This window comes from Cellulomonas phragmiteti, from assembly GCF_016862775.1.
GTDB lineage: Bacteria > Actinomycetota > Actinomycetes > Actinomycetales > Cellulomonadaceae > Cellulomonas > Cellulomonas phragmiteti.
This window is the reverse complement of the sequence record NZ_BONP01000023.1, coordinates 1-25,891: the sequence shown is the minus strand read 5'-3', so window position 1 is coordinate 25,891 and position 25,891 is coordinate 1. Positions and strand designations below refer to the sequence as shown.

Genomic DNA, 25,891 nt, shown 5'->3' with positions numbered 1-25,891 from the left:
CGCGTCACGTGACGCCGATCGCCTCGAGCCACGCGTCGGGCAGGCTGGCGTAGCCGACGAACGCCACGATGTCGAGCACGGTGTGCGCGACGACGAGCGGCATGACGCGGCGCCGTCGCCGGTAGTACTCGGCGAACACGACGCCCATGACGACGTTGCCGAAGAACGGCCCCCACCCCTGGTACAGGTGGTAGGAGCCGCGCAGCAGCGCGCTCGCCGCGATGATCGCCGGTGTGCTCCACCGCAGCTCGCGCAGGCGCTCCATGAGGTAGCCGACGGCGACGACCTCCTCGATCAGCGCGTTCTGCAGCGCGGCGAGGATCAGCACCGGGACCGTCCACCACGCGTCGTTCAGCGCCGAGGCCTGCACCTCGACCGTGATGCCCACGGCACGGCCCACCGCCCACAGCCCGAGCCCGGGGATCCCGATGACCGCCGCCAGGCCCACCCCGACGCCCAGGTCGCGCCACGGACGCGCCCGGTCGAGCCCGATGCGACGCACGGCGGAGCGGCCGTTCGCGGACAGCAGGTACAGCGCGAGCGCGACGGGCAGCACCGCGAACCCGATCGCCAGCAGCTGGTACGTGAGGTCGAGGTACGGGCGCGGCGACCGGCTCGGGTTGAGCGCGACCGTCTGCTCGGCGAGCGGCGTGCCCGCGGTCAGCATGGCGACCAGGGAGACCACGGCGTACACCGCGGCCTTGCCCAGCGACAGGCCGAGCACGATCCAGATCTCGGTGGTCAGCCGGCGCCGCACGGCCCGGTCGCCGGGCGGGGGAGCGGCGGGGTCTCGCGCGTCGCCTGAGCTGTCCACCCGGGCAGCGTAGAGGGCGGTCCCCCAGGTGTTGACCTCCGACCTGCCCGCGGGCAACCTGTCCACGCACCTGCGCCGCTCCGAGGGAGCACAGGAATGACGACGTCCACCCCGCCTCCCGTGCTCGTCGAGCACGTCACCCGACGCTTCGGCGCGGTCACCGCCCTCGCGGACGTGAGCCTGCGCGTCGACGCCGGGGAGGTCGTCGGCCTGCTCGGCCCGAACGGCGCCGGCAAGACGACGCTGCTGTCCCTCGTCGCGGGCCTGCGGACCCCCGACGAGGGGACGGTCCGCGTCTTCGGCGGCGACCCGCGCGATCCTGCCTCCCGCACGTCGCTGGGCACCACCCCGCAGGAGACGGGCCTGCCCGAGACGCTGCGGGTGCGCGAGGTCGTCGACTTCGTCGCCGGGCACTACGCCGACCCCATGCCGCGCGCCGAGCTCCTGGCGCGCTTCGGCCTCACCGACCTGGGCGAGCGGCAGACGGGCGCGCTGTCCGGCGGGCAGAAGCGCCGGCTCGCCGTCGCGCTCTCGCTCGTCGGCCGCCCGCGCCTGGTCCTGCTCGACGAGCCGACCACCGGGCTGGACGTCGAGGCGCGGCACGTCCTGTGGCAGGCCCTGCGCGACTACCACGCCGACGGGGCCACGGTCATCGTCACGAGCCACTACCTCGAGGAGATCGAGGCGCTCGCCGAGCGCGTCGTGGTGGTCGGGAACGGCACGGTGCTCGCCGACGACAGCCTCGCGCGCGTGCTCGACCTCGTCGCGGTGCGGCGGGTCTCGTTCACCCTCGCGTCCGGCGGGCCCGCCGGCCTGGTCGGCCTGCCCGGCGTCCAGGACGTCCTCGAGGCGGCCGACGCCCCGAGCGGCGCGCGCGTCACGCTCCTCGCGTCCGACGCCGACGCGGCCGTCCGCGCCCTGGTCGAGCGCGGCGTCCCGTTCGCCGACCTCGAGGTCCGCGGCGCGTCGCTCGAGGAGGCGTTCCTCTCCCTCACGCGAGACGACGCCCCGGTCGCCGCGCCAGCCGGGCCCGGTGTGGTCCGGTGACCGTCACGCCCCCGCCGGCCACCGCCGACCTGCGCCCGTGGGTCGCGCTGGTGCGGCTGCACGCGCGCTACCAGTTCCTCGAGACCGTCCGCGTGCCCATCGCCGTCATCGGCAACCTGCTGTTCCCCGGGCTCGCGCTGCTGTTCTTCGTCGTCCCGCAGGGCGCGATCACCACCGACCCGCTCGCGTCGACCGCCGCGATCGCGCAGCTCGGCACCTTCGCGGTCATGTCCGCCTGCCTCTTCACCCACGGCGCGGGCGTCGCCGAGGACCGCGCGCAGCCGTTCGACACGTTCGTGCGGACCCTGCCCGCGCGGCCCGGTCCGCGGCTGGCCGGGCGCGTCGTCAACGGGCTGCTGTGGGCGTACCTGGCGCTGACGCCGCTCGTGCTCATCGGGGTGCTGCTGACGTCCGCGACGCTCACCGTGCCGCGCGCCCTGGGTGCCGTGGCGATGGTCGCGCTGGTGGCGGTGCCGTTCACCCTGCTCGGCATGGCGATCGGGTACGCGATGTCGACCAAGGCGGCGCTCGCGGTGGTGCAGTGCGTGCTGTTCCCGCTCGCGTTCGCCGGCGGCCTGTTCATGCCGCCCGAGATGTTCCCCGGCTGGCTCGACGCGATCTCGCAGGGCCTGCCGTCCCGCGCGGCCCGCGACCTCGTCGTCCAGGTCACCACCGGCATCGAGGGCGGCGCGCTCGCCCTGCCGGTCCTGCTGGCCTGGACCGCGGTGTTCGCGGCGCTCGCGGTCGCGGCCGTCCGCCGTGACGAGGGTCGCCGCTTCCGCTGACGGACGCCCGCTCCATCCCCGGAGCCCGGACGGGTCAGGGGGTGGAGCGGGGCCGCCCCCGGCGGGGCGGGGCGGCAGCCGTGTCGGGCATGCGGCCGGCGTCCTTCAGCGCGCGGCGCAGCAGCAGGTCGATCTGGGCGTTCACGCTGCGCAGGTCGTCGGCGGCCCACTTGGCCAGGGCGTCGTGCACCGCCGGGTCCAGCCGCAGCAGCACCTGCCGCCGCTCGCGCCGCGCTGGTGCCCCGTCCTCGCCCCCCACGGGTCCCGCCTCCGTCACGCGTACAGCGAGCCGGTGTTGACGACGGGCGTCGCGCGGGACTCCCCGCAGAGCACGACGAGCAGGTTGGACACCATGGCCGCGCGGCGCTCGTCGTCGAGCGTGACGACGCCGTCGGCCTCCAGCCGGCTCAGCGCGCCCTCGACCATCGACACCGCGCCCTCGACGATCCGCTCGCGGGCCGCGATGATCGCGCCGGCCTGCTGGCGCTGCAGCATGGCCTGGGCGATCTCGGGGGCGTAGGCGAGGTTGGAGATGCGGGCCTCGACGACCTCGAGGCCGGCGATGACGACGCGGGCGGCGACCTCGGCGGCGATCTCGGCGGAGACGACGTCGGTCGCGCCGCGCAGCGAGTTCTCGCCGTCGTCGGCGTGGTCGTACGGGTGGGACATGGCGACGTGCCGCAGTGCGGACTCGGACTGCACGCGCACGAAGTCGGCGTAGTCCTCGACGGCGAAGGTGGCCTTGGCGGTGTCCGCGACCTGCCAGACGACGATCGAGGCGATGTTGATCGGGTTGCCGTCGGCGTCGTTGACCTTGAGCTCGCTGGTCTCGAAGTTGCGGACGCGCACGGAGACGTTCTTGCGGGTCGTCAGCGGGACGGTCAGGACCAGGCCGGTGCGGCGGACCGTGCCGACGTACCGGCCGAAGAGCTGGACGACCCGCGTCTGCCCGGGGCTGATGACGGCGAGCCCGCTGAGCAGCACGACGCCGAGGACGAGGAGGACGACGCCGAGGATCCCCCACACGTGCTCGTCCGTGCTGTCGGCCCGGGCGATCAGCGCGAACGCCCCGACGACTCCGGCGACCGCGACGAGGATCGCAAGAAGTGCCCCGGCGGCGCCGGTGGCCCAGGCGTCGCGCTCGGCGACGTCGACGCGGGCGCCGGCGTGCCCGACCGGGCGTCCGCTGGGGTCGCCGCCGACGGACTCCTGCGGCGGTGCGGTGTCGGGCATGGGGACCTCCTGGGGACGAGCGCTCGCGCGCTATCAATGTGATAGCAGATTAGCACGGTGGCGCCTCCCCGGTCGTCCGTCCGTGCCGGCCGTCAGGCGAAGCGCCGCAGCCGCAGGCTGTTGGTCACCACCAGCACCGACGAGAACGCCATCGCCGCCCCCGCGATCATCGGGTTCAGCAGGCCCAGGGCCGCCAGCGGGATGGCCGCGACGTTGTACGCGAACGCCCAGAACAGGTTCTGGCGGATGACGCGCAGCGTGCGGCGCGAGAGCCGGATCGCCTGCGGCGCCGACGCCAGGTCCCCGCGGACGAGGGTGAGGTCCGCGGCCTCGATGGCGGCGTCGGTCCCGGTGCCCATCGCCAGCCCCAGGTCCGCGGTCGCGAGGGCGGCCGCGTCGTTGACGCCGTCGCCCACCATCGCCACGCGCGCGCCGCCGGCCTGCAGCCGCTCGACGGCCGCGACCTTCTCGTCCGGCATCACCTGCGCGACGACGTCCTCGTCCGCGATGCCCACGGCCCGCGCGGCGGCCAGCGCCGCACCCCGGTTGTCGCCCGTGAGCAGGACGGGGCGCAGCCCCAGGGCGCGCAGCTCGCGCACCGCGTCGGCCGACGTGGGCGTGACGGGGTCGCGCAGGACCAGGACCCCGCGCGCCCGCCCGTCCCAGGCGGCGACGACGGCAGTCGCGCCGTCGTCCTCCGCGGCGGCGACCGCGGCCGCGACGTCGTCCGTGCGTACGCCCTGCTCGGCGAGCCAGCCGAGGCGGCCCACCAGCACGCGCCGCGCCAGGTCCAGACCGCTGTGCGCGGTGCGGACCACTCCGCTGACGCCCCGCCCGGCGTCCGCGCGGAACTCCCGCACCTCGTCGGCGCCGATCGCGACGCCGTCCGCCCCGAGGGCCACGTCGACCCGCGGGTCAGGCGCTGCCGCGGCGGGGCTGGATTGCTCTCTCGCGGCCGGGGTGGGGTGCGCGGCCGGGGTGGGGTGCGCGGCCGGGGTGGGGTGGGTGGCCGGGGTGGGGTGGGTGGCCGGGCTGGGGTGGGGGGTGGGGTGGTCGGCGATGGCGCGGCCGACGGGGTGCTCGGAGAGGCGCTCGACCGCGGCCGCGAGTCGCAGGACCTCGGCGGCGTCCTCACCTGCGGCGGGCACGACGTCGACCAGGGCCATGCGCCCGGCCGTGACGGTGCCGGTCTTGTCGAGCACCACGGTGTCGACGCGTCGCGTCTCCTCGAGGAGCTCCGGGCCCTTGATGAGGATGCCGAGCTGCGCACCGCGTCCCGTGCCGACGAGCAGCGCGGTCGGCGTGGCGAGGCCCAGCGCGCAGGGGCACGCGATGATCAGCACGGCCACGGCGGCCGTGAACGCCGCCTGCACGCCACCCCCGGTGACGAGCCACACCACGAGGGTCCCGAGGGCGATGGCCATGGCGATGGGCACGAACACCGCCGAGATCCGGTCCGCGAGCCGCTGCACGGGTGCCTTCCCGGTCTGCGCGCGCGCGACCAGCCGCCCGATCTGCGCCAGCCGGGTCTCCTCGCCGACGCGCGTGGCGCGGACCACGAGGTGGCCGGACGTGTTGATCGTCGCGCCGGTGACGTCGTCGCCCGGGCCGACGTCGACGGGCACGGGCTCGCCCGTGAGCAGCGAGGTGTCGACGGCGCTGGTGCCGGACACCACGACGCCGTCCGTCGCGATCTTCTCCCCGGGGCGCACGGCGAACTCGTCGCCCGCGGCGAGCCGGTCGACGGGTACGCGCCGCTCGACACGCCGACCGTCGGCGTCGGTCACGAGCAGTGCCACGTCCTTGGCGCCGAGGTCCAGCAGCGTGCGCAGCGCGTCACCGGCACGGCGGCGCGAGCGGTGCTCCGCGTACCGGCCGGCCAGCAGGAACGTCGTGACGACGGCGGCGACCTCGAGGTACAGCTCGGGCATCGACGCGCCGTGGCCGGCGCCGGCGGCGGGGAACAGCACGGGCGTCATGCGCATCCCGAGCTCACCCGCGCCGCCGAGCAGCAGCGCCCACAGCGACCAGGCGGTCGCGGCGACGACGCCCGTCGAGACCAGGGTGTCCATGGTCGAGGCGCCGTGGCGTGCCGCCCGGACGGCGGCGCGGTGGAAGGGCCACGCCGCCCACGTCGCGACGGGCAGCGCGAGGGCGGCGACCACCCACTGCCACCCGCGGAACTGCGTCGCCGGGACCATGCTCAGCACGACCACGGGCACGGTGAGGACCGCGGCCACGCGCAGGCGGCGCAGCAGGTCCGCCCCGCGGCGGTCGTCGGGAGCCGACGTGTCGTCGGCCGCGTCGTGCTCCATGCCGGCGTGCTGCATGCCGGACAGCGCGTGCTCGAGGTCGGCGCCGCCGTGCCCGGGTCCGCCGTGCTCGGCGCCGCCGTGCTCGGGCCCGCCGTCGTCGTCGACGCCGTGCGGTGCGTGCTCGTGCGGGCCGGTGGTCGGTGACCCGGGGCGCCGGACCGGCCGGGCGTCGTAGCCCGCGGCCTGGACGGCGGCGACCAGCGCCTCGACCGTGGGGGCGGGGCCGTCGTCCGTCGCGGCCACGTCGACGTGCGCGGTCTCGAGCGCGAGGTTGACCGTGGCGCGCGCACCGGGCACCCGGTTGAGGCGCTTCTCGACGCGTGCGACGCACGACGCGCACGTCATGCCCTCGATCGCGAGCTCGATGCCCGCCGCGGCCGTCCCGTCGGGCGGGCCGGTCCGCGGGGTCGCGTCGGTGCTCACAGCAGCGACCGGGTCGGGGTCACGGCGTACCCGGCCTCGACGACGGCGGCCTCGATGTCGGTCGACTCCAGGGGGGCGCCGGACGTGACGGTGACGGGCGACGAGCCGCCGGTGACGAGCTCGACGTCGACGCCGGTGACGCCGGGCAGGGCCGACAGCTCCTCGGTGACGGCGCGCACGCAGTGGCCGCAGGTCATGCCGTCGACGCGGAAGGTCGTGGTGCTCATGGTGGTGCTCCTTCGATCGGGGGTCAGCTGCGGACGAGCCGCGCGATGGCGGCGGAGGCCTCGCGCACCTTCTCGGCGCCGGCCTCGGGCGACTGCCGGGCGGCGTCCACGACGCAGTGCCCGAGGTGGTCCTCGACGAGGCCGAGGCCGACGGCCTGCAGGGCCTTGGTCACGGCGGCGATCTGGGTGAGCACGTCGATGCAGTAGACGTCCTCGTCGACCATCCGCGCGATGCCGCGCACCTGCCCCTCGACGCGCCGCAGCCGGCGCAGGTACTCGTCCTTGGCGGGCGTGTAGCCGTGGCCGGCCGCGGGGTCCGCCGGGTGCTCGTGCGGGGCGTCGACCGGCGGTGGGGGTGGTGGCGTCACGGTCATGCCCAACAGGGTACCCCCGGGGGGTATTCCGTCGCCGGGACGGGCCCGGCGCCGCGCCCTGCACCACGCACCGCGGGCGGCAGGGGAGAATCGGCGCATGCGGGTCTCGGCGAAGGCGGACTATGCGGTGCGGGCGTGCGCCGAGCTGGCGAGCAGGCCGGGGGGTGAGTCCGTCCCGAGCGAGGTCCTCGCCGAGGGCCAGGGCATCCCCACCAGCTTCCTCGAGCGGATCCTGGGCGACCTGCGCCGCGGCGGGGTCGTGGTCAGCGTGCGCGGCCGGTCCGGCGGGTACCTCCTGGCGCGGGGCGCGGACGAGATCACGGTGGCGGACGTCATCCGGGCGGTCGACGGGCCGCTGGTCACGGTCCGGGACGTGCGCCCGCCGGGGCTGACGTACGAGGGGTCGGCCACCGCCCTGCTCGACGTGTGGGTCGCGCTGCGGGCCTCGGTGCGCGACGTGCTCGACGTCGTCACGCTGGCCGACGTCGTCGGCGGCGACCTGCCCGAGGCCGTGCGCGCGCTCGCGGCGCGCGAGGACGCCTGGCAGAACCCCTGACCGTCGCTCTCGCGCGGCGCGCCGGCAGGCGGGACCGCGTCTCAGCATGCGAATGGTGCTTGTAACCCGAGCAGTCGGGTCGGAATTATCAGCGCAGCACGGACGCCGTCCCGTCCGCGCTCGTCGTCCGACCCGACCCGGCCCCGCGCCGGGCACGACCCGAGGTGGTCCCCGTGCCCACGATCGTCCTGCTCGCCCTCGTCGGGCTCGCCGCGCAGCTCGTCGACGGCAGCCTGGGCATGGCCTACGGCGTCACCTCGACGACGCTGCTGCTGGCCATCGGGACCAACCCCGCCGCCGCGTCGGCCACCGTGCACCTCGCGGAGATCGGCACGACCCTCGCCTCGGGCGCCGCGCACTGGAAGTTCGGCAACGTCGACTGGAAGGTCGTGCTGCGGATCGGGGTCCCCGGGGCCGTCGGCGCGTTCGCCGGGGCGACGTTCCTGTCGAACCTGTCCACGGACGCCGCCAAGCCCGTGATGTCGCTGGTGCTGCTCACCCTCGGGGTGTACCTGCTGGTCCGCTTCACGCTCCGGGGCCTGCGCACCGACCGGCAGCACCTGCCGCTGCGCAAGCGGTTCCTCGCCCCCCTCGGGCTGGTCGCCGGGTTCGTCGACGCGACCGGCGGGGGTGGCTGGGGCCCCGTCGGCACGCCCGCGCTGCTGGCCAGCGGCCGCATGGAGCCCCGCAAGGTCGTGGGGTCGATCGACACCTCCGAGTTCCTCGTCGCGATCGCCGCGAGCCTGGGCTTCCTGTTCGCGCTCGGCTCGCAGGGCATCGACTTCACCTGGGTCCTGGCGCTGCTCGTCGGCGGGCTCATCGCCGCGCCGATCGCCGCGTGGCTGGTCCGCAAGGTCCCGGGCCGGGTGCTCGGGTCGGCCGTCGGCGGCGTCATCGTGCTGACCAACACCCGCACGCTCCTGCGCTCCGACTGGGTCGGCGTGGGCGACACCTCCACCGAGGGCGTGGTCCTGGCGGTCATCGCGCTGGTGTGGATCGCCGCTGTCACGTGGTCGGTGCGGGCCTACCGCCACGACGTCGCCGCCGGTCGCGGGGACGTGGCGGCCGTGGGCCACGGCCCGGCCGAGCCCGCACCGGACGACGCCCCCGACCTGGTCGCGGCCGACGCCGAGCCGGGCGGCCCGCGGCGCTGACACCGCGCGCGTCCTCCCCACCGGGGACGCGGGACGGCGAACGGCGGGCCACCCCCCGGGTGGCCCGCCGTCGTGTCGTCAGCCCCGGTGCGCCCGGGGTCCGCTCACTGCTCCGGGCGCTCGGCCTCGGCGGCTGCCCGCGCCGCGTCCGGCAGCGCCTCGATGACGCGGTCCAGCACGCCCTCGTCGTGGGCGGCCGAGACGAACCACGCCTCGAACGGCGACGGCGGCGCCAGGACGCCCGCCGCGAGCAGCGCGTGGAAGAACGCCCCGTAGCGCCAGTGGTCCGACGCCTGCACGGCCGCGTAGTCCCGCGCCCCCTCGGCGGCCGCCTGCTCACCGAACACCACGCTGAACAGGCTGCCCGCCCACTGCAGCGCGTGCGGCACGCCGGCCTCGGCGAGCGCGCCGGTCACCGCGCGGCGCAGGTGCGCCGCCGCGGCGTCGACCCGCGCGTACACCTCGGCGTCCGCGAGCCGCAGCGTCGCCAGGCCCGCGGCCGTCGCGACCGGGTTCCCCGACAGGGTGCCCGCCTGGTACACCGGGCCCACGGGTGCCAGCTGCTCCATGATGTCGGCGCGGCCGGCGACCGCGGCGACCGGCAGGCCGCCGCCGATGACCTTGCCGAACGTCAGCAGGTCGGGCGCCCACTGCTCGGAGGCGCCCTCCAGTCCCCACCAGCCGGCGCGGCTGACGCGGAACCCCGTCATGACCTCGTCCTGGATGAGCACGGCGTCGTGGTGCTGGGTGATGCGGCGCAGCTCGCGGTTGAACCCCGGCAGCGGCGGCACGACGCCCATGTTCGCGGGCGCGGCCTCGGTGATGACCGCGGCGATGGACGTCCCGTGCTCGTCGAACACGGCCTGCAGCGCCTCGACGTCGTTGTAGGGGACGACGATCGTCTCGGCCGCGACGGCCGCGGTGACGCCGGCCGAGCCGGGCAGCCCGAGCGTCGCGACGCCCGAGCCGGCCTGCGCGAGCAGCGAGTCCACGTGACCGTGGTAGCAGCCGGCGAACTTCACGACCTTGTCCCGGCCGGTCCACGCGCGGGCCAGCCGCAGCGCCGTCATCACGGCCTCGGTGCCCGTCGAGACCAGGCGCACGCGCTCGGCGACGGGCACGCGCTCGCGGATCTCGTCGACCAGCTCGACCTCGGTCGTCGTCGGCGCACCGAAGCCCAGGCCGCGCGCGGCCGCCTGCTGCACCGCCTCGACGACCTGCGGGTGCGCGTGCCCGACGAGCGCCGGACCCCACGACCCCACGAGGTCCACGTAGTCGCGGCCCTCGACGTCGCGCACGTACGCGCCGGCCGCCGACGCCAGGAACAGCGGCGTGCCCCCGACGGCCCCGAAGGCGCGCACCGGGGAGTTGACGCCGCCGGGGATCACGGACGTGGCGTGCGCGAAGGCCTCCGCGCTGGTGGTCGCCCAGGCCGGGGCGTACCCCGACGCGACCGTGTCGTCCTCGACCTGCGTCATCACCGCTCCTCCGCCAGCCACCCGGCCAGCTCCGTCGCCCAGTACGTCAGGATGGCATCGGCACCCGCCCGCCGGATGCTGAGCACCGACTCGGTCACAGCACTCCGACGGGCGATCCACCCCTGCGCGGACGCCGCCTCGATCATGGCGTACTCACCGGACACCTGGTACGCCCAGACGGGCACCGGTGAGGTCGCGGCGACGTCCGCCAGCACGTCGAGGTACGACATCGCGGGCTTCACCATGACGACGTCGGCGCCCTCGGCCACGTCGATCGCGACCTCGCGCGCCGCCTCGCGGCGGTTCGCGGGGTCCATCTGGTAGGTCCGGCGGTCGCCGTCGAGCTGCGACTCCACGGCCTCGCGGAACGGCCCGTAGAACGCCGACGCGTACTTCGCGGCGTACGCGAGGACCGCGACCTCGTGGTGGCCGGCCGCGTCCAGCGCGTCGCGCACCACGCCCGTCTGGCCGTCCATCATGCCGCTGAGCCCGACCAGGTGAGCGCCCGCCTCGGCCTGCGCGAGCGCCATCGCCGCGTACCGCTCGAGGGTGGCGTCGTTGTCGACCATCCCCTGCGGGGTCAGGACCCCACAGTGCCCGTGGTCGGTGAACTCGTCGAGGCACAGGTCGGCCTGCACGACGAGCGCGTCGCCCACCTCGGCGACCACGTCGGCCACGGCCACGTTGAGGATGCCGTCCGGGTCGGTGGCCCCGGAACCGACGGCGTCGCGGTGCTCCGGGACGCCGAAGAGCATGATCCCGCCGATGCCGGCCTCGACCGCGCGCGCGGCCTCGTGGCGCAGCGAGTCGCGCGTGTGCTGCAGCACGCCGGGCATCGACGTCAGCGGGCGCGGCGCGTCGAGCCCCTCGCGGACGAACACGGGCAGCACCAGGTCCGCCGGGTGCAGGCGGGTCTGGGCGGTGAGGCGGCGCAGCGCCGGGGTGCGCCGCAGGCGGCGGGGCCGCAGGCGGCCGGGGCTGGTCACGGGGCGTCCTCCGCGGGGGTGGGGGGTGAGCCGGGCAGGGAGCCGGGTGGGGCGCCCGTGCGTGCGACGTGGTCGACGAGCGCGTCGACGAGGCCCGCGAGCGTCTGGCGGCCGGCGACCGCGTCGACGCGCAGGCCGAGCCGCTCGGCCTCGGCGTGGGTGCTGGGGCCGATGACGACGACCCGCGTGCCCGCCGGCGGCGGGCCGAGGTGGTCCAGCAGGGCGCGCACGCTGCTGGCCGACGTGAGGAGCGCGGCGTGGACGTCGCCGGCCGCCCAGGCGTCCGCGACCTGCGGGTCTACCGCACCGGCGGCGACGGTGCGGTAGACGACGAGGTCGTCGACCGACCACCCGGCGGAGGTCAGCCCGTCGGTGAGCGTGGCGGCGGCGAGGTCGCCGCGGGGGAAGAGCGCGCGGGGCGCGGGTGCCGGGTCGGGCGTGGCCGTGGTGGAGGCGACGAGCGCGGCGACGAGGTCGGCGGCCGTCGAGCGCACGGGTGGGACGACGTCCACGTGGACGCCGAGCGCCTGCAGCGCGCGCGCCGTGCCCGGGCCGACGGCGCCGACGCGGACGCCGGCGCGCTCCACGAGGGCCGCGAGCCCGTCGTCGTGCGCCCGGGCGCGCTCCGCCAGGACGGCGACCGCGGCCTGGCTGGTCACCGTGAGCCACGTGTACCAGCCGGCGCCGAGCGCGAGCAGGGCGTCGTCGAGGGGCGTCAGGTCCTCGACCGGGACCGTACGGACCAGCGGCACGACCACGGGCTCGGCCCCGGCGGCCACCAACGCCACCGCCGCCGGGCTCAGCCCTGCACCACCCCCCAGACCCAGACCCCCGTGGCCCCCCACCCCAGAGGCGTGAGAGAGCAATCCAGCCGCTGCCTGCGCCGGGTCCGTCGGGACCGCAGGGTCATCCCCACCCCCAGGGTCATCCCCACCCCCAGGATCCTCCCCACCCCCAGGGTCGTGAGAGTGCGATCCAGCCGTTGCGTGCGCCGGGTCCGTCGGGACCGCCGCGTCCCCACTACCCCGAAGGGCGTGAGAGTGCGATCCAGCCGCTGTGGCGTCCGCGCGCGGGCCCTCCTGCGGGCTGGATTGCTCTCTCACGCCCGGGGGGGTGGGGTCGAGCGGCGGGCGGGGGACCAGGACGCGCCAGCCGGCGAGGGGTCCGGCGGACGGGCCGAGAGCGCTGGTGCCCGGGTCGGTGGTGCCCGGGTCGGTGGGGTGGTGGGTCATCGGGCGGGCCCGACGGGTGCGAGGTCGGCGACGCCGGCGGCGAGGAGGTCGTCGGCGAGCCGGCGGCCCAGCGCGTCGGCCGCGCGGTCGTCGTCCGCGGGTCCCTGCGCGCTCAGGCGCAGCAAGCGGGAGCCGTCCGCGGCGGTGACGACGGCGTCGAGGAGCAGCGTGCCCGTCGCGTCGTCGAGCCGACCCCAGGCGCCGATGGGCGCGGCGCACCCGGCCTCCAGCCGGGCGAGCACGGCGCGCTCGGCGACGACGGCCCGGCGGGTGGGGGCGTGGTCGAGGGCCCGCAGCGCGTCGGCGAGGGGGGTGTCGCCGGACGCGTCGGCGGTGCGCACCTCGACGGCGAGCGCACCCTGCCCGGGTGCGGGTGCGAGGACGTCGGGGGCGAACCACTCGCTGACGGCGTCGAGGCGCCCGAGCCGCTCGAGCCCGGCGGCTGCCAGCACCACGGCGTCGAGGTCGCCCCGGGGGGCGTCCGTGGCGACGCCGGGGTGGGGAGCCTCGGGTCCGACGTGCGTGCCGCCCGCGACGGTCGTGGGGTCCAGGCCGCGCACGCGGCCGAGTCGCGTCCCGACGTTGCCGCGGATGTCGACGACGTCGAGGTCGGGACGTCGTGCGCGCAGCTGGGCGGCGCGCCGCGGCGACCCGGTGCCGACGCGCGCGCCGGCGGGCAGGGCCGCCAGGGTCAGGCCGTCGCGGGCGCACAGCGCGTCGCGCGCGTCGGCGCGGGGCGGGACCGCCGCGATCACCAGGCCGTCGGCCGGGCCCGTGGGCAGGTCCTTGAGGGAGTGGACCGCGACGTCGCAGCGTCCGTCGAGCAGGGCGTCGCGCAGCGCGGTGACGAAGACCCCGGTGCCGCCGAGGCTCGCGAGCGACGCGCGGACGCGGTCACCCTCGGTGCGCACCCGCACGGTCTCGACCGCGAGGTCGGCGAGCGCGGCGAGCGCGTCGGCGACGTGGCCGGTCTGGGTGAGGGCCAGGGCGCTCGCGCGCGTGCCGATCCGCACGTGCTGGGGCATGCGTCCAGTGTCGTCGCCGCGCGGGCGGATGTCGAAACCGGGGAGCGTCCGCGGGATCGTCGCAGGTGGCGGACGGAATTCTGCAGAAAATTGATCTGACAATGCGTCAGAATGCCGCGCGGACGGGGCGAGAATGTGATCCACGCCATGCCGGACCTGACAATTCTGACGCCCTGTCAGGTCGTCTGTCGAGCACGTCAGGGCGCGTCGGGCTCCGGGACGTCGAGCAGGGACGCCGCCGCCGTGCGGGCGTCCGGCACCACCGACGCCAGGCCGTTGCCCGCCGCCCACGCCCCGCAGACCGCGACGCCCGGGAGCGCGTCGACCGCCGCCCGGACCGCGGCCACGGCGGTGCGGTGGGCGGCGCTGGGGCGCGGCAGGGACTGCGTCCACCGCACGACCGCCGACCCGCGCAGCGCGTCGCGGTGCAGCGGCACGCCCAGCAGCGTCGAGGCGTCCGCGAGGGCGAGGTCCACGAGCGCGTCACCGGTCGGCAGCGCACCGGCGTCCGTCGCGCCCGTCGCCGCGTCGGCCCCCGGCACGTCGGCCGGCCCCTCGCCCGCGCGCCCGTACGACAGCCGGACCACGTGCCGGCCCGGTCCGGCCGCGTCCGCGACCCACCCCCACTTGGCGGTCGCGTGCGTCAGCGCCTTGGCGCGCACGTCGGCCACGCCCGGGCCGGTCAGCACGCCGGTGCCCCGCGGTGCCGGGTCCAGCGCGGGCTCGTCGAGCACCAGGGTGACCAGGGTGACCGGGGCGCCGTCGTCGAGCCGGACGTCGCGCAGCCGCGCACCGTCGAGCCCGTCGAGCACGGCCGCCGCACCCGGCGTCGCCAGGACGAGCCGCTGCGTGCGCAGGTCCCGCGACGGGCGCGGGGGACGGCCGCGGTCCTGCGTGCCGACGACGAACGTGCCGTCGGACGCCCGCGTCACGGACTCCGCCCGCGTGCGCGTCAGCAGCACGCCACCGTGGGCCGTGACGTCGGCGACGAGCGCGTCGACGAGCCGGTGCATGCCGCCCCGGACGCCCTCGACCGCCGTGCCCGCGGGTGCCGACGCGCGCAGCCGACGCACCGCACGTGCCAGCGACCCGCCGCTCGCGGCCACCGCCTCGCGCAGCCCGGGAGCCGCCGCGTCCACGGCGAGGTCGTCGGGGTCGGCCGCGTGCACGCCGCCGACCACGGGGTGCACCAGCCGGTCCACGACCGCCCGGCCCATGCGCGCCCGGACCAGCGCACCCAGGGTCGCGGCGTCCGCACCCACCCGCGCCGGCAGGACCAGGTCGAGCGCGGCCCGCAGCGCACCGGCCGTGCCGAGGGTCGCCCGCAGGTCCCGGGCCAGCGGGTACGCCGGCACGCCGAGCAGCCCGGTGCGCGGCAACGGACCGTCCCCGCTGGTCAGGTGCGTCCAGGCACCGCGCGGCTCGGGGGCGACCACGTCGTCGGCCAGGCCCAGGTCGGCCAGCAGGGCGGCCACCGACCCGTTGCGCGTCGCGTAGGAGTCGGCGCCCGCGTCGAGCCGCAGCCCGGCGACGTCGTGCCCGCGCACCGCCCCGCCGGGCGCGTCGCGCTCCTCCAGGACGAGCGTGCGCAGGCCCGCGCGCGCCAGCTCGCGCGCCGCGACGAGCCCGGCGACGCCCGCCCCGACGACGACCGCCTCCCACCCCGACGAGCCGGGGTCCGGTGCGGTCGCGGCGTCGTGGCTCACAGCGAGTGGACGAGCTGCACGAGCCGGGTCAGGACGGTCGGGTCCGTCTCGGGCGGCACGCCGTGGCCGAGGTTCACGACGTGCCCGGGTGCCGCCGCGCCGCGCCGCGCGACGTCGCGCACGTGCGCCTCGAGGACGTCCCACGGTGCGGCGAGCAGCGCCGGGTCGACGTTGCCCTGCAGCGGGGTCGAGCCACCGAGCCGGGCCGACGCCTCGTCGAGCGGGACGCGGTAGTCGACGCCCATGACGTCGGCGCCCGCGTCGCGCATGGCGACCAGCAGCTCGCCCGTCGCGACACCGAAGTGCACGGTCCGCACGCCCAGGGCGCGGGCCTGCGCCAGCACCCGGGCCGACGCGGGCGCGCAGTGCGCCGCGTAGTCGGCCAAGGACAGCGCCCCGGCCCACGAGTCGAAGAGCTGGGCGGCGCTGGCCCCGGCGGTGACCTGCGCGGCGAGGAACGCCCCGGTGACGTCCGCGGTCCAGTCCATGAGCGCGGTCCACGCGGCCGGGTCGGCGTGCATGAGGCGCCGCGCGGCGAGGTGGTCGCGTGACGGCCCGCCCTCGACGAGGTACGCGGCGAGCGTGAACGGCGCGCCGGCGAACCCGACGAGCGGCGTCCCGCCGAGCTGCGCAACGGTCCGCTCGACGCCCGCGGCGACCGGCGCCAGGCGCTCGGCGTCCAGCGGGCCCAGGTCCCGCAGCCGCGCGACGTCGTCGAGCGTGCGCACCGGTGAGGCGATGACCGGGCCCGTGCCCGGGACGATCTCCACGTCGACACCCGCCAGCTTGAGCGGCACGACGATGTCCGAGAAGAAGACCGCCGCGTCCACGCCGTGCCGGCGCACGGGCTGCAGCGTGATCTCGGAGGCCATGTCCGGGTCCAGGCACGAGTCGAGCATCGCCGTGCCGGCGCGCAGCTCGCGGTACTCGGGCAGGGAGCGTCCGGCCTGCCGCATGAACCACACCGGCAGGCGCTCGGGTCGGGACCCGGAATACGCCGTCACCAGCGCGGAATCGGTCGTGCGGCCGTCGCGGAGAGGATGGTGTGGGGGAAGACTCACACGATCGATTGTGCCGGACATTTCCCGGGATGATTCAATCGGGTCCCGTGGTGCTCCTGTCTCTCGTCGCGAGCCACCACTCCCTCGACCTGACCGTGCTGGAGCGTCTGCAGTCGGACGTCCACGCCGTCGGCAGGGAGCTCGTCGCCGCGACCAACGCCGTGACCGGTGCCGTCGTGCTCGCGACGTGCAACCGGTTCGAGCTGTACCTGGACGTGGACGACACCGCGCACACCCCCCGCGCCCGTCGCGCCGTCGCGCAGGCCGTCGCGTCGCGCTCGGGCTACAGCGCCGACGACGTGGCCCAGCACCTGCGGCCGCTGGTCGGTGCCGACGCCAGCGAGCACCTCTTCGCGGTCGCGTCGGGGCTGGAGTCGATGGTCGTGGGGGAGCGGGAGATCGCGGGCCAGGTCCGGCGGGCCCTGACCACGGCACGCCGCGACGGCACGACGACGTCCACGCTCGAGGCGCTCTTCCAGGCGGCGTCGCGGGCGTCCCGCGCCGTCGAGAAGTCGACGGGCCTGGGCTCGACGGGCCGCTCCGTGGTCGGTGTCGCGCTCGACCTCGCCGCACGCACCCTCCCGCAGGCCGACGGCGACGCCGACTGGGCGGCCGTCCGCTGCGTCCTGGTCGGCACCGGCTCGTACGCCGGTGCGAGCCTCGCGGCCCTCAAGGCCCGCGGCGTGGGGGACGTGCGGGTCTTCTCCCCGAGCGGGCGGGCGGGGCCGTTCGCGTCGGCGCGGGGCGTCACGGCGCTGCCGGCGGGCGCCGACCTGCTGGCGGAGGTGATGGCGGCCGACCTCGTGGTCGCGTGCTCCGGAGCCGCCGGCGCCGTGCTGGGCGTGGAGGCGCTCGCGGCGGTGCGGCGCGGCACCGACCGGCCGCTCACCGTGGTGGACCTGGCGCTGCGGCACGACGTCGACCCGGACGTGCGCTCGCTGCCCGGCGTCGCGCTGGTGTCCCTGCAGTCGGTGGCGGAGCACGCCCCGGCCGAGCACGCCGCGCTGGGGCACGCGCGCGACGTCGTGCTGCAGGCGGCCGAGGACTTCGAGGCGGACCGGCGGGTCCGGGACTGGGACCCGGCGGTCGTGGCGGAGCGGACCCGGGTGCTGGGGGGCCTCGAGGCGGCGCTGGCCGACCTGCCCGCGGCCGACGTCGACGGGGCCCTGGCGCGCTCGCTGCGGCGTCGCACGCGCGCGGCCCTGCACGGGCCGACGGTCGCGGCGCGGGCCGCGGCCCGGGTCGGGGACGCGGCGGGCTACGCACGGGCGCTGACCGAGCTGGCGGCCGTCGAGGTCCCCGACGTGCGGCCGACGACGGTCTGACCAGCGCCGTCGCAACGGGCCGCGGCTTCCGGAGGCGGACCTGCCGGGCCCGACGTAGCGTCGGCCGGGCACTGATTCCCGGAACGCAACGTCAGGAGACGACCATGGCCACGATCGACGAGACCGTCGACGTCGACGTCCCGGTCCGCACCGCGTACGACCAGTGGACCCAGTTCGAGGACTTCCCGCACTTCATGAGCGGCGTGGAGGAGGTCAAGCAGATCAGCGACACCCTGACCCGCTGGACCACGTCGATCGCGGGGGTCGAGCGGGAGTTCGACGCCGCGGTGCTCGAGCAGCAGCCCGACGTCGTCGTCGCCTGGGCGAGCGTGGACGGCACGACCCACGCCGGTCGCGTGACCTTCGAGCCGCTCGGCCCCGGGTCCACGCGCGTCACCACGCACATCGAGTGGACCCCCGAGTCGCTCGTCGAGAAGGTCGGTGCCGCTGTCGGCGCCGACGACCGTCAGGTCAAGAAGGACCTGCACCGCTTCAAGGAGTTCATCGAGGAGCGCCGCACCGAGACGGGCGCGTGGCGCGGGACCGTCCACGGCGGTCACCCCACCACCTGACGCAAGAGCCGGATCGACCTCTCACCCGTGGTGAGAGGTCGATCCGGCCCGGCCGTCCCCGCCCCGTGGGTGGTGAGCGGTCGATCGGTCACGCACGCGGGCTGGTGTCAGGTGCGCAGCTGCTGCGTCAGCCGGCCGGGGTCGGTCGTCGGCCGCTCGCACACGAAGCCGCGGCACACGTAGGCCGCGGGGCGCCCGTCGACCAGCGGGCGGTCGCGGAGCAGGGCCGGGGCGTCGTCGCCCAGGTGGCCCGGGTCCCCGACGGCGAGGACCAGGCCGGGGGCGGGCGCGCCGAGTGCGGCCCGGTGCAGCGCCCGCGTCGCCGGGTCGTCGGCCGGCCCGACGACGGCGACCTCGCGCGGCCCGTCGAGCAGCGCCTCGGCCGTCGCCAGCGCCCAGCCGGCGGCCCGCGGGTGCCGCCGCGACACCAGCAGCGGGACGCGCAGCGCGTCGAGCGCGGCCTCCCGCAGCTCGAGCGAGCCGGTCGCGGCCGCCAGCGTGGCGAGCGCCGCCGCGGCGGCCGGCTGTCCGGCGGGAGTGGGGCCGTCCGCGACGTCCTGCGGGCGGCGCAGCGCACCCAGGACGGGGTCGGTCTCGTCGTCGGCGGTGTCGTAGAAGCCCCCGTCGCCGTCGCCGTCGCCGAAGTGCGCGAGGACGGTCGCGAGGAGCCGCTGCGCCCGCGTCGTCCAGACGTGCTCGCCCGTGACCGCGGCGAGCGCGAGGTACCCCTCGGCGACGTCGGCGTAGTCCTCCAGCACGCCGGGTGCGCTGCCGGCTGTGCCGTCGCGGGACGTCCGCAGGAGCCGGTCGCCGTCCGGCGCGGCGCGGGTGTGCAGGTCGGCGAGCAGCTGGGCGCACCGCTGGGCGGCGTCGAGCCAATCGGGCCGGTCGAGCAGCGCACCGGCCTCGGCGAGGGCAGCGACGGCCAGCCCGTTCCAGGCGGAGACGACCTTGTCGTCGCGCGCCGGGCGGGGGCGGGTCTCGCGGGCGTCCCGCAGGCGGGCGCGGACGGACGCGAGCCGCGCCGGGTCGTCGGGGTCGTGGCGCAGCTGCAGCACGGACGTGCCGTGCTCGAACGTCCCCTCGGAGGTGACGCCCAGGACGTCCGCGGCCCAGGCGCCGTCGTCGTCGCCGAGCGCGTCGCGCAGCTGCGCGGGGGTCCACGCGTAGAAGGCGCCCTCGCGGCCCTCGCTGTCGGCGTCGAGCGCGGACGCGAACCCGCCGTCGTCGGTACGCAGGTCGCGCAGCAGCCAGTCGGCGGTCTCCTCGACGACGCGCCGGTGCTGCGGGTCCCCGGTCAGCCGCCACGCGTGCAGGTACACGCGCAGCAGCAGGGCGTTGTCGTAGAGCATCTTCTCGAAGTGCGGGACGGTCCACGTGGCGTCGACGGAGTACCGGGCGAACCCGCCGGCGAGCTGGTCGTACATGCCGCCGCGGGCCATCGCGTCGAGCGTCGAGAGTGCCATCGCCAGAGCGTCCTCGTCCCGGGTGCGCGCGTGGTGCCGCAGCAGCCACTCGACCACCATCGTCGGCGGGAACTTGGGCGCACCGCCGAAGCCGCCGTCGCGCTCGTCGAACGACGTCGACAGGGCGCCCAGCGCGCGGGCGACGACGCGCTCGTCGACGAGGTCACCCCCGGTCGGCCCGTCGCCGCCGCCGGACGCCGGGCGCTGTGCGAGAGCGGCGGCGATGGTGCCGGCGCTGGCCATGACGTCGTCACGGCGCGTCGTCCACGCCTGCGCGAGGGCCGTGAGCACCTCGGTGAACGACGCCATGGTCTGGACCCGCCGCGGCGGGAAGTACGTGCCGCAGAAGAAGGGCCGGCCGTCGGGGGTGGCGACCACCGTCATCGGCCAGCCGCCGCTGCCGGTCATCGCCTGCGTGGCAGCCATGTACACCGCGTCGACGTCGGGGCGCTCCTCACGGTCCACCTTCACGCACACGAAGTGCTCGTTCATGAGAGCGGCCGTGGCCGGGTCCTCGAACGACTCGTGCGCCATCACGTGGCACCAGTGGCACGCGGCGTAGCCGACCGAGATCAGCACGGGCACGTCGCGGCGGCGGGCCTCGGCGAAGGCGGCGTCGCCCCACTCCCACCAGTCGACGGGGTTGTCCGCGTGCTGCAGCAGGTAAGGGCTGGTGGCGCGGGCGAGTCGGTTCGGCACTCCCCCAGCCTGGGTCAGGACGGGCGGGTGGGCGACCGGGCGGGTGTGCCCGGTGCGTGCGGCGGGCACGAAAAAGCGCACCGGGCCTGGTCGGGGGGGAGGACCAGGCCCGGTGCGGTCTGTGGGTCGGCCGCGAGGCCGACCGGGACCGGGGCTCTCCGTGGAGTGCCGCTCGGGTTCGTGCCGGTATGTCTAGGGATGCTACGCGAACGCGGCGCCCCGTGGGTGAAAATTCACCGATCAGATCTTACGAGTGTGCCCAGTGACGCTGCTGCGCCGCAGGACCTGGTGCCCACGTGTGGGGGACGACCTGGTTGGTCTCGATGTCGGTCAGCTCGGCGGCGTACACGATGGCCTCGTAGACCCCGGCCTCGACCCGGTCGAGGTGCAGGCGCTCGGCGCGCTCGATGTCGTCGCCCAGGTGGGAGATGCGCGCCACGACGTACCGCTGCGCGTCCTGCCACTGGTCGACCACGCGCACCGACAGACCGTTCCAGCGGGCCGTCAGGTCGAGCTCGAACAGCTCGCTGACGTCCTCGCGGGCCACGCGCCGGTACCAGCGGCCCGACGGCGACTGGTGGAACCCGGTCTCGGCGAGCGGCGGGTTGGCCAACGCCAGCACGACCGTGTGCCCGCCGTCGACCACGTCGGCCTCGAGGTAGGCACCGTGCCACTTGGCGACGGGGCCGACGCAGCGCGACAGCGAGGCCAGCGCCGGGCGCGGTGCGCCGAGCTGCGTGACGGTCCAGCCGGTCCCCACGTCGCCGTAGCGCGCGAGGAGGGTCGACGTGCCGTCGTCGTGCACGCGGATCAGCTCCGCGCCCGGGGGGATGCGCGAGTGGCGCAGCCACCACAGCGGCACGATGTACCCCGGGACGTCGCGGTACTGCAGCTGCGGGGAGGACTCGAAGCGCAGGATGTCGATGGACCGGTCGTAGGGGCTGAACGGCGAGCCGGGGTAGCCCAGGCCGTGCACCTCGAAGAGCTGGGCCGGCGTGGTCGCGAACGCGACGTCCTCGGCGCGGACCACGTAACCGGCGATGCGGTCGTGACCCTGCGTGAGGTGAGCGCGCGCCAGCGACGGGGTGATCGCCTTCTGCATCAGTGTCACGTGAGGGCTTCCTTGCCGGATCGGACGGACGGGGAGGATTCCGACGACGCCGACGATTCTGTCCCGATCCAGGGCACATGTCCAGGTATCGAAACGTATCGACAGGAACCGCTCCCACTCCGGAGCGAGCAGTTAGGCTGAACGGGTGACGCAACCGGGGGACGTTCCCACCTGATCCGGACGAACCGGACGACAGGCTACTCCAGGTGGGCGACGAGCGAGGCCGCCAGGCCGGTGTACGAGCCCGGCGAGAGGTTTCGCAGGCGCTCGGTGACGTCCTGCGGCAGCCCGAGCGAGTCGACGAAGGCGCGCATGTCGTCCGCCGTCAGCCGCTGGCCGCGCGTGAGCTCCTTGAGACGCTCGTACGGGTTGTCCATGCCGGCCACGCCCGCGACGGACGCGGCGCGCATCGCCGACTGCACGGCCTCGCCCAGGACCTCCCAGTTGGCGTCGAGCTCGCGCGCCAGCATCGCGGTGTCCACGGACAGCGCGCGCAGGCCGCGGCGCACGTTGTCGATCGCGAGCAGCGAGTGGCCGAACGCCGGGCCGATGTTGCGCTGCGTCGTGGAGTCCGTGAGGTCGCGCTGCAGGCGGCTGGTGACCAGCGTGGACGCGAGCGTGTCGAGCAGCGCGCACGAGATCTCGAGGTTCGCCTCGGCGTTCTCGAACCGGATGGGGTTGACCTTGTGCGGCATCGTCGACGACCCCGTCGCCCCCGCCACGGGGATCTGCGTGAACACGCCCCGGCTGATGTAGGTCCACACGTCGGTGGCCAGGTTGTGCAGCACCCGGTTGTAGCGGGCGACGTCCGCGTAGAGCTCGGCCTGCCAGTCGTGCGACTCGATCTGCGTGGTCAGCGGGTTCCACGTCAGGCCCAGGTGCTCGACGAAGGTGCGCGAGACCACCTGCCAGTCCGCGTCCGGCACTGCGGCCAGGTGCGCGCCGTACGTGCCCGTCGCGCCGTTGAGCTTGCCGAGGTACTCGTCCGACGCGATGCGGCGCAGCTGCCGGCGCAGCCGGTGGGCCAGCACCGCGAGCTCCTTGCCGAGCGTCGTCGGCGTCGCGGGCTGCCCGTGCGTCAGCGCGAGCATGGGGACGGCCGCGTGCTCGGCCGCCAGGGCCGCGACCTCGTCGGCCAGCTCGACCGCCGCCGGGAACCACACCTGCGACACCGCGCCGCGGACCATCAGCGCGTACGAGAGGTTGTTGACGTCCTCGCTCGTGAGCGCGAAGTGGACCAGCTCGTTGACCCGCGGCAGCACGGTGTCCGCGCGCAGCGCGTCCGGGGCGGCGGCGAGGCGGCGCTTGAGGAAGTACTCGACGGCCTTCACGTCGTGGACGGTCGTGCGCTCGATCTCCGCGAGCTCCGCGACCTCGTCCGCACCGAACGTCGCGACGACGTCCCGCAGGTACTGCTGCTCGTCGGGTGCCAGCTCCGGCGCGCCCGGGACCACCGCGTGGGACGTCAGGTGGATGACCCACTCGACCTCGACCTCGACGCGCGCCCGGTTCAGCGCCGCCTCCGAGAGGTGGTCGACCAGCGGGGCGACGGCCGGGCGGTAGCGACCGTCGAGCGGGCCGAGGGCGATGGCGGGGGTGACGTCGGCGAGGGGGACGCGGGTGGCGGGGGCGTCGTCGAGCGGCATGGAAGCAGTGTCCCAGAGGGTGCGGGGGTGGTGTGCGGGGCGTCCGGGGCCGCTGGGAAGCGAGGACCGCCCCGGCTCGCTGGGGCGTCGTGGACGTTGGACCCGTTGCAGCGGTTTGCGACGCAGGCGACGTTCGCGTGGGTGGACGGGGTGTGGGCGAGCTCGGCCGAGCAGGTCATCCACTACGACGGTGATGGTGATGAGCCGGGGTGGATCGTGGAGGACGCGACCCAGCCGGAGGAGGTCACGCGGTGGGTGGAGGGTGCTGATGGTCAGGTCGCGGTGAAGACCTCGGCGACCGGGGATCGGGTGCTGCAGCTGGTGGATCTGCACGGGGACGTGGTTGGGACGGTGCCGATCGGTGAGGGTGCGCAGCGGGCGTCGTGGCAGGAGCTGAGGTTCGTGTCGTACGACGAGTTCGGTGCCCCGCAGCCGTTGAGTGGTGCGGCGTCGGCGAACGCGCCGCCGCGGTACGGGTGGTTGGGTGCGGCGCAGCGCTCGGTGGACACCCCGGCTGGTGTGGTGCTGATGGGGGTGCGGCTGTACCACCCGGGTGTCGGGCGGTTCTTGCAGGTCGACCCGGTGCCTGGGGGTAGTGCGAACCAGTACGACTACTGCAATGCCGATCCGGTGAACTGCACGGACCTGTCCGGGACGATCGCCTGGGGCAAGGTGCTGGGGGTCGTGGCGGCGGTCGGGGAGGTCGCCTCGTTCATCCCCGGGCCCGTCGGGGCCGCGGCGGCGGGTGTCTCGGCGGTGGCGTATGCGGCGAACGGGAACAAGGGCAAGGCCCTACTGATGGGGGTCACCGCGGCCGCGACTCTCGTGGGCGCCGGGTTCGCGGTTCGTGCCGTTAACCAAGCGCTGAAGGCGCGTTATGCGACCCGCCTGTCGCGGGTGTACAACGGAGGGAAGGCCCGTGTTCGGGTTCCAGTGAGCCAGACGAAGCGGTTTGACATCGACCTGCATGGAAAGGCGCACTTCGACAAAACGAGACAGCAGTCGATCAAGACTCCACACCTGGTGCGCTCAAGGGTTCATCCCAAGGATCCGAGACCAATTCCGGGCTTTACAAGGGAGCGGCGAACACGCAACGCCTCTTGGGTCTCCCTGATTAGGACACATCGCTACCTAAGGAGTGCGCGGTGATCGAGTTCGTCGGCATCGACGCTCAGGCATCGAAGAAGGTCGCACCTTATATAGTGTCCGATGGCGAGGTCATAGATCTTCGCTACGCGTACTGGATTGATAGATTGTCCGTCTGTCTCTCAGCGCGTTCGCTCAGCGTCTTTTTCAGGAGCGACATCGACTCAAGCGCGGACCGCGTCATGGTGCTGGAGGGAATTCGAGAATTCATGTTCCCCAACGAGCATTTCTCCGATTCTGAGGAAACTTTGCCGCTGTCCGGACCGGCGGGTTTCGATTTCCTTGACATCGCGGGCGGCGATCGCGAGCACGAGGGCGGGAGTGTCAATATCGCCCTTGACGGCGTTAATCTGATAGTCGATCCCGCGACCGTGACGTTGAGGCGCCGTCACCTCTGTGATGAGGCGATCTCGGTCCCGGAGGCATCCAGGGGTGTCACGATGGGATCGCTTCTCGACGCCGTGCACCTGGATTTCTCTTTATCACGTGTGGTCCTGGAGTTGTCTGGTGTAGGGGGCGGATCCGTCGTGATCGACCGAGCGTCCTCCATTTCCTGGGAAGGCATGACTGAACTGCGCGATCCGGGAAGGGCTGAACAGCGGATCGTCCGCGCGGCACGCCGCACCGTTGTCGAGAGCGAGGTGACGCAGTTAGTGGATACGCCAGCCTGGAGGATCTTCGTCACGAGCGGTGTCACCACGTAGTGCATGATCAGAACGCCGATCGGTGCGGCGGCCGCGAACTGGGTGGACGACGGCGATGCCGTCGACCGACGGGTCGGGGGCCGCGACCACGGGGTACTTCGTGAACGATCTGGTGGCCTCGCAGGAGGTGCCGGGGGTGGAGCGGGCGTCGTGGTCGTTGGATCCGTTGCAGCGGTTTGCGACGCAGGCGACGTTCGCGTACGACGAGTTCGGTGCCCCGCAGCCGTTGAGTGGTGCGGCGTCGATCTCGACAAAGCTGGGTGATCGGTGACGGGGCGCAGGGGCCCGCTGGGATCGGGGTGCGGGCGGCGTTCAAGGCGACGTCGAGGTGTCACGGCAAGCGAAGCGCCGTGGGTGCTCGAGCAGATGATCTCCGATCGATTCATCCCGACGATGCGGCTGAATGGGCGATTAGGCTGATAGAACTCGACGAGGATGTAGGTGCGCTCGACGGTTGTCTTTACGAACTTGTGGAGGCGATTTCTCTGGCCGAGATTCAGCCCGAGGAATTCGACGGCCCGGTGTATCGTCGACAAGATTTCGAGAACTGGCTGCGACGGTACCGCGAGTGCGTGCAATCGAACACCGCCTCATCCGGCGCATAGGAGGCGTCAGCTGCTCGTCAGAGAAGATCGCGGAGTGTTGAGCCCGTGGCGCTAGTGGCGCGTCTCTGAAGTCTTCTTCGGGTTGGCCTTCGTGAGGACTTCGTCTGCGGTCTTGGTCCAGACGAACGGGTGGGAGCGGTCGTTCCAGCCGTCGATGAAGGCGCGGATCTTGGCGTTGAGGTCCTTGACGGAGGTGAAGGT

25 protein-coding genes and 1 pseudogene are annotated in these 25,891 nt (G+C 74.8%); 10 read left to right on the top strand and 16 right to left on the bottom strand.

The annotated features are described in order from the left end of the window. Positions 1 to 4: 4 nt before the first annotated feature. The gene (locus tag Cph01nite_RS15395; protein ID WP_203675575.1) at positions 5 to 814 is read right to left on the bottom strand and encodes a CPBP family intramembrane glutamic endopeptidase; all 810 of its coding nucleotides are present in this window, start codon (positions 812 to 814) and stop codon (positions 5 to 7) included. Between the two features lie 96 nt (positions 815 to 910). On the opposite strand from Cph01nite_RS15395, the gene Cph01nite_RS15390 reads away from it, so the two are divergent. Further along, on the top strand, positions 911 to 1,861 hold the full coding sequence (locus Cph01nite_RS15390) for an ABC transporter ATP-binding protein (RefSeq protein WP_203675574.1): 951 nt from the start codon (positions 911 to 913) through the stop codon (positions 1,859 to 1,861). Next, the gene (locus Cph01nite_RS15385; RefSeq protein WP_203675573.1) at positions 1,858 to 2,646 is read left to right on the top strand and encodes an ABC transporter permease; all 789 of its coding nucleotides are present in this window, start codon (positions 1,858 to 1,860) and stop codon (positions 2,644 to 2,646) included. Before Cph01nite_RS15390 ends, Cph01nite_RS15385 begins: the two co-directional genes overlap by 4 nt. Positions 2,647 to 2,680: 34 nt before the next feature. Here Cph01nite_RS15385 and Cph01nite_RS15380 read toward each other — a convergent pair whose 3' ends face one another. The 5 genes from Cph01nite_RS15380 to Cph01nite_RS15360 form a co-directional block, all read right to left on the bottom strand. Continuing rightward, on the bottom strand, positions 2,681 to 2,905 hold the full coding sequence (locus Cph01nite_RS15380; RefSeq protein WP_203675572.1) for a type II toxin-antitoxin system antitoxin: 225 nt from the start codon (positions 2,903 to 2,905) through the stop codon (positions 2,681 to 2,683). Positions 2,906 to 2,919: 14 nt separating this feature from the next. Beyond that, the gene (locus Cph01nite_RS15375) at positions 2,920 to 3,879 is read right to left on the bottom strand and encodes an SPFH domain-containing protein (RefSeq protein WP_203675571.1); all 960 of its coding nucleotides are present in this window, start codon (positions 3,877 to 3,879) and stop codon (positions 2,920 to 2,922) included. Between the two features lie 92 nt (positions 3,880 to 3,971). Further along, positions 3,972 to 6,617: a heavy metal translocating P-type ATPase gene (locus tag Cph01nite_RS15370; protein WP_203675570.1), complete on the bottom strand. Its 2,646-nt coding sequence runs from the start codon at positions 6,615 to 6,617 to the stop codon at positions 3,972 to 3,974. After that, the gene (locus tag Cph01nite_RS15365) at positions 6,614 to 6,844 is read right to left on the bottom strand and encodes a heavy-metal-associated domain-containing protein (RefSeq protein ID WP_203675569.1); all 231 of its coding nucleotides are present in this window, start codon (positions 6,842 to 6,844) and stop codon (positions 6,614 to 6,616) included. Before Cph01nite_RS15365 ends, Cph01nite_RS15370 begins: the two co-directional genes overlap by 4 nt. A gap of 23 nt (positions 6,845 to 6,867) precedes the next feature. Next, positions 6,868 to 7,218, bottom strand: a complete 351-nt coding sequence (locus Cph01nite_RS15360; protein WP_239069298.1) for a metal-sensitive transcriptional regulator — start codon at positions 7,216 to 7,218, stop codon at positions 6,868 to 6,870. 97 nt (positions 7,219 to 7,315) lie between these two features. Between Cph01nite_RS15360 and Cph01nite_RS15355 the strand changes: the two genes are divergently transcribed. Further along, on the top strand, positions 7,316 to 7,774 hold the full coding sequence (locus tag Cph01nite_RS15355) for an RrF2 family transcriptional regulator (protein ID WP_203675568.1): 459 nt from the start codon (positions 7,316 to 7,318) through the stop codon (positions 7,772 to 7,774). 173 nt (positions 7,775 to 7,947) lie between these two features. Further along, the gene (locus Cph01nite_RS15350; RefSeq protein WP_203675567.1) at positions 7,948 to 8,928 is read left to right on the top strand and encodes a sulfite exporter TauE/SafE family protein; all 981 of its coding nucleotides are present in this window, start codon (positions 7,948 to 7,950) and stop codon (positions 8,926 to 8,928) included. A 104-nt stretch (positions 8,929 to 9,032) separates the two neighbouring features. On the opposite strand, the gene hemL is transcribed toward Cph01nite_RS15350, so the two are convergent. From hemL to hemE, 6 genes are all read right to left on the bottom strand, one after another. Then, a complete protein-coding gene (gene hemL / locus Cph01nite_RS15345; protein ID WP_203675566.1) occupies positions 9,033 to 10,406 on the bottom strand; it encodes a glutamate-1-semialdehyde 2,1-aminomutase in 1,374 nt (457 codons plus the stop codon). After that, positions 10,406 to 11,392, bottom strand: coding sequence for a porphobilinogen synthase (hemB, locus tag Cph01nite_RS15340; RefSeq protein WP_203675565.1), 987 nt, complete (start codon positions 11,390 to 11,392; stop codon positions 10,406 to 10,408). Before hemB ends, hemL begins: the two co-directional genes overlap by 1 nt. Beyond that, positions 11,389 to 12,171, bottom strand: a complete 783-nt coding sequence (locus Cph01nite_RS15335) for a uroporphyrinogen-III synthase (RefSeq protein ID WP_203675564.1) — start codon at positions 12,169 to 12,171, stop codon at positions 11,389 to 11,391. Before Cph01nite_RS15335 ends, hemB begins: the two co-directional genes overlap by 4 nt. 449 nt (positions 12,172 to 12,620) lie before the next feature. Further along, on the bottom strand, positions 12,621 to 13,649 hold the full coding sequence (gene hemC / locus Cph01nite_RS15330) for a hydroxymethylbilane synthase (RefSeq protein WP_203675563.1): 1,029 nt from the start codon (positions 13,647 to 13,649) through the stop codon (positions 12,621 to 12,623). Positions 13,650 to 13,846: 197 nt separating this feature from the next. Further along, positions 13,847 to 15,355: a protoporphyrinogen/coproporphyrinogen oxidase gene (locus Cph01nite_RS15325; protein ID WP_203675562.1), complete on the bottom strand. Its 1,509-nt coding sequence runs from the start codon at positions 15,353 to 15,355 to the stop codon at positions 13,847 to 13,849. Then, the gene (gene hemE, locus Cph01nite_RS15320) at positions 15,352 to 16,437 is read right to left on the bottom strand and encodes a uroporphyrinogen decarboxylase (RefSeq protein WP_239069297.1); all 1,086 of its coding nucleotides are present in this window, start codon (positions 16,435 to 16,437) and stop codon (positions 15,352 to 15,354) included. The genes Cph01nite_RS15325 and hemE overlap by 4 nt, the downstream gene beginning before the upstream one ends. A gap of 26 nt (positions 16,438 to 16,463) precedes the next feature. On the opposite strand from hemE, the gene Cph01nite_RS15315 reads away from it, so the two are divergent. Further along, a complete protein-coding gene (locus Cph01nite_RS15315; RefSeq protein WP_203675560.1) occupies positions 16,464 to 17,741 on the top strand; it encodes a glutamyl-tRNA reductase in 1,278 nt (425 codons plus the stop codon). Positions 17,742 to 17,845: 104 nt separating this feature from the next. Next, positions 17,846 to 18,313, top strand: coding sequence for an SRPBCC family protein (locus Cph01nite_RS15310; protein ID WP_203675559.1), 468 nt, complete (start codon positions 17,846 to 17,848; stop codon positions 18,311 to 18,313). Positions 18,314 to 18,420: 107 nt separating this feature from the next. Here the strand turns inward: Cph01nite_RS15310 and Cph01nite_RS15305 are convergent, their stop codons facing one another. From Cph01nite_RS15305 to purB, 3 genes are all read right to left on the bottom strand, one after another. Continuing rightward, complete coding sequence (locus Cph01nite_RS15305) at positions 18,421 to 20,478, bottom strand: thioredoxin domain-containing protein (protein ID WP_203675558.1); 2,058 nt, start codon at positions 20,476 to 20,478, stop codon at positions 18,421 to 18,423. 247 nt (positions 20,479 to 20,725) lie between these two features. Then, a complete protein-coding gene (locus Cph01nite_RS15300) occupies positions 20,726 to 21,580 on the bottom strand; it encodes a UCP033725 family protein (protein WP_239069302.1) in 855 nt (284 codons plus the stop codon). A 206-nt stretch (positions 21,581 to 21,786) separates the two neighbouring features. Beyond that, complete coding sequence (gene purB / locus Cph01nite_RS15295) at positions 21,787 to 23,235, bottom strand: adenylosuccinate lyase (RefSeq protein WP_203675556.1); 1,449 nt, start codon at positions 23,233 to 23,235, stop codon at positions 21,787 to 21,789. 96 nt (positions 23,236 to 23,331) lie between these two features. Here purB and Cph01nite_RS15290 point away from each other — a divergent pair, with 96 nt between their 5' ends. The 4 genes from Cph01nite_RS15290 to Cph01nite_RS15275 are packed head-to-tail and all read left to right on the top strand — an operon-like array spanning position 23,332 to position 25,690. Further along, positions 23,332 to 24,384 (top strand): RHS repeat-associated core domain-containing protein, encoded by a 1,053-nt coding sequence (locus Cph01nite_RS15290; RefSeq protein WP_203675555.1) that lies wholly within the window; start codon positions 23,332 to 23,334, stop codon positions 24,382 to 24,384. Then, a complete protein-coding gene (locus Cph01nite_RS15285; RefSeq protein ID WP_203675554.1) occupies positions 24,381 to 25,085 on the top strand; it encodes a hypothetical protein in 705 nt (234 codons plus the stop codon). Before Cph01nite_RS15290 ends, Cph01nite_RS15285 begins: the two co-directional genes overlap by 4 nt. A gap of 55 nt (positions 25,086 to 25,140) precedes the next feature. Beyond that, complete coding sequence (locus Cph01nite_RS15280; protein ID WP_203675553.1) at positions 25,141 to 25,356, top strand: hypothetical protein; 216 nt, start codon at positions 25,141 to 25,143, stop codon at positions 25,354 to 25,356. Then, a complete protein-coding gene (locus tag Cph01nite_RS15275; RefSeq protein ID WP_203675552.1) occupies positions 25,346 to 25,690 on the top strand; it encodes a hypothetical protein in 345 nt (114 codons plus the stop codon). The genes Cph01nite_RS15280 and Cph01nite_RS15275 overlap by 11 nt, the downstream gene beginning before the upstream one ends. Positions 25,691 to 25,741: 51 nt before the next feature. On the opposite strand, the pseudogene Cph01nite_RS19120 reads toward Cph01nite_RS15275, so the two are convergent. Then, positions 25,742 to 25,891: pseudogene (locus Cph01nite_RS19120) on the bottom strand (IS630 family transposase); the annotation flags it as partial.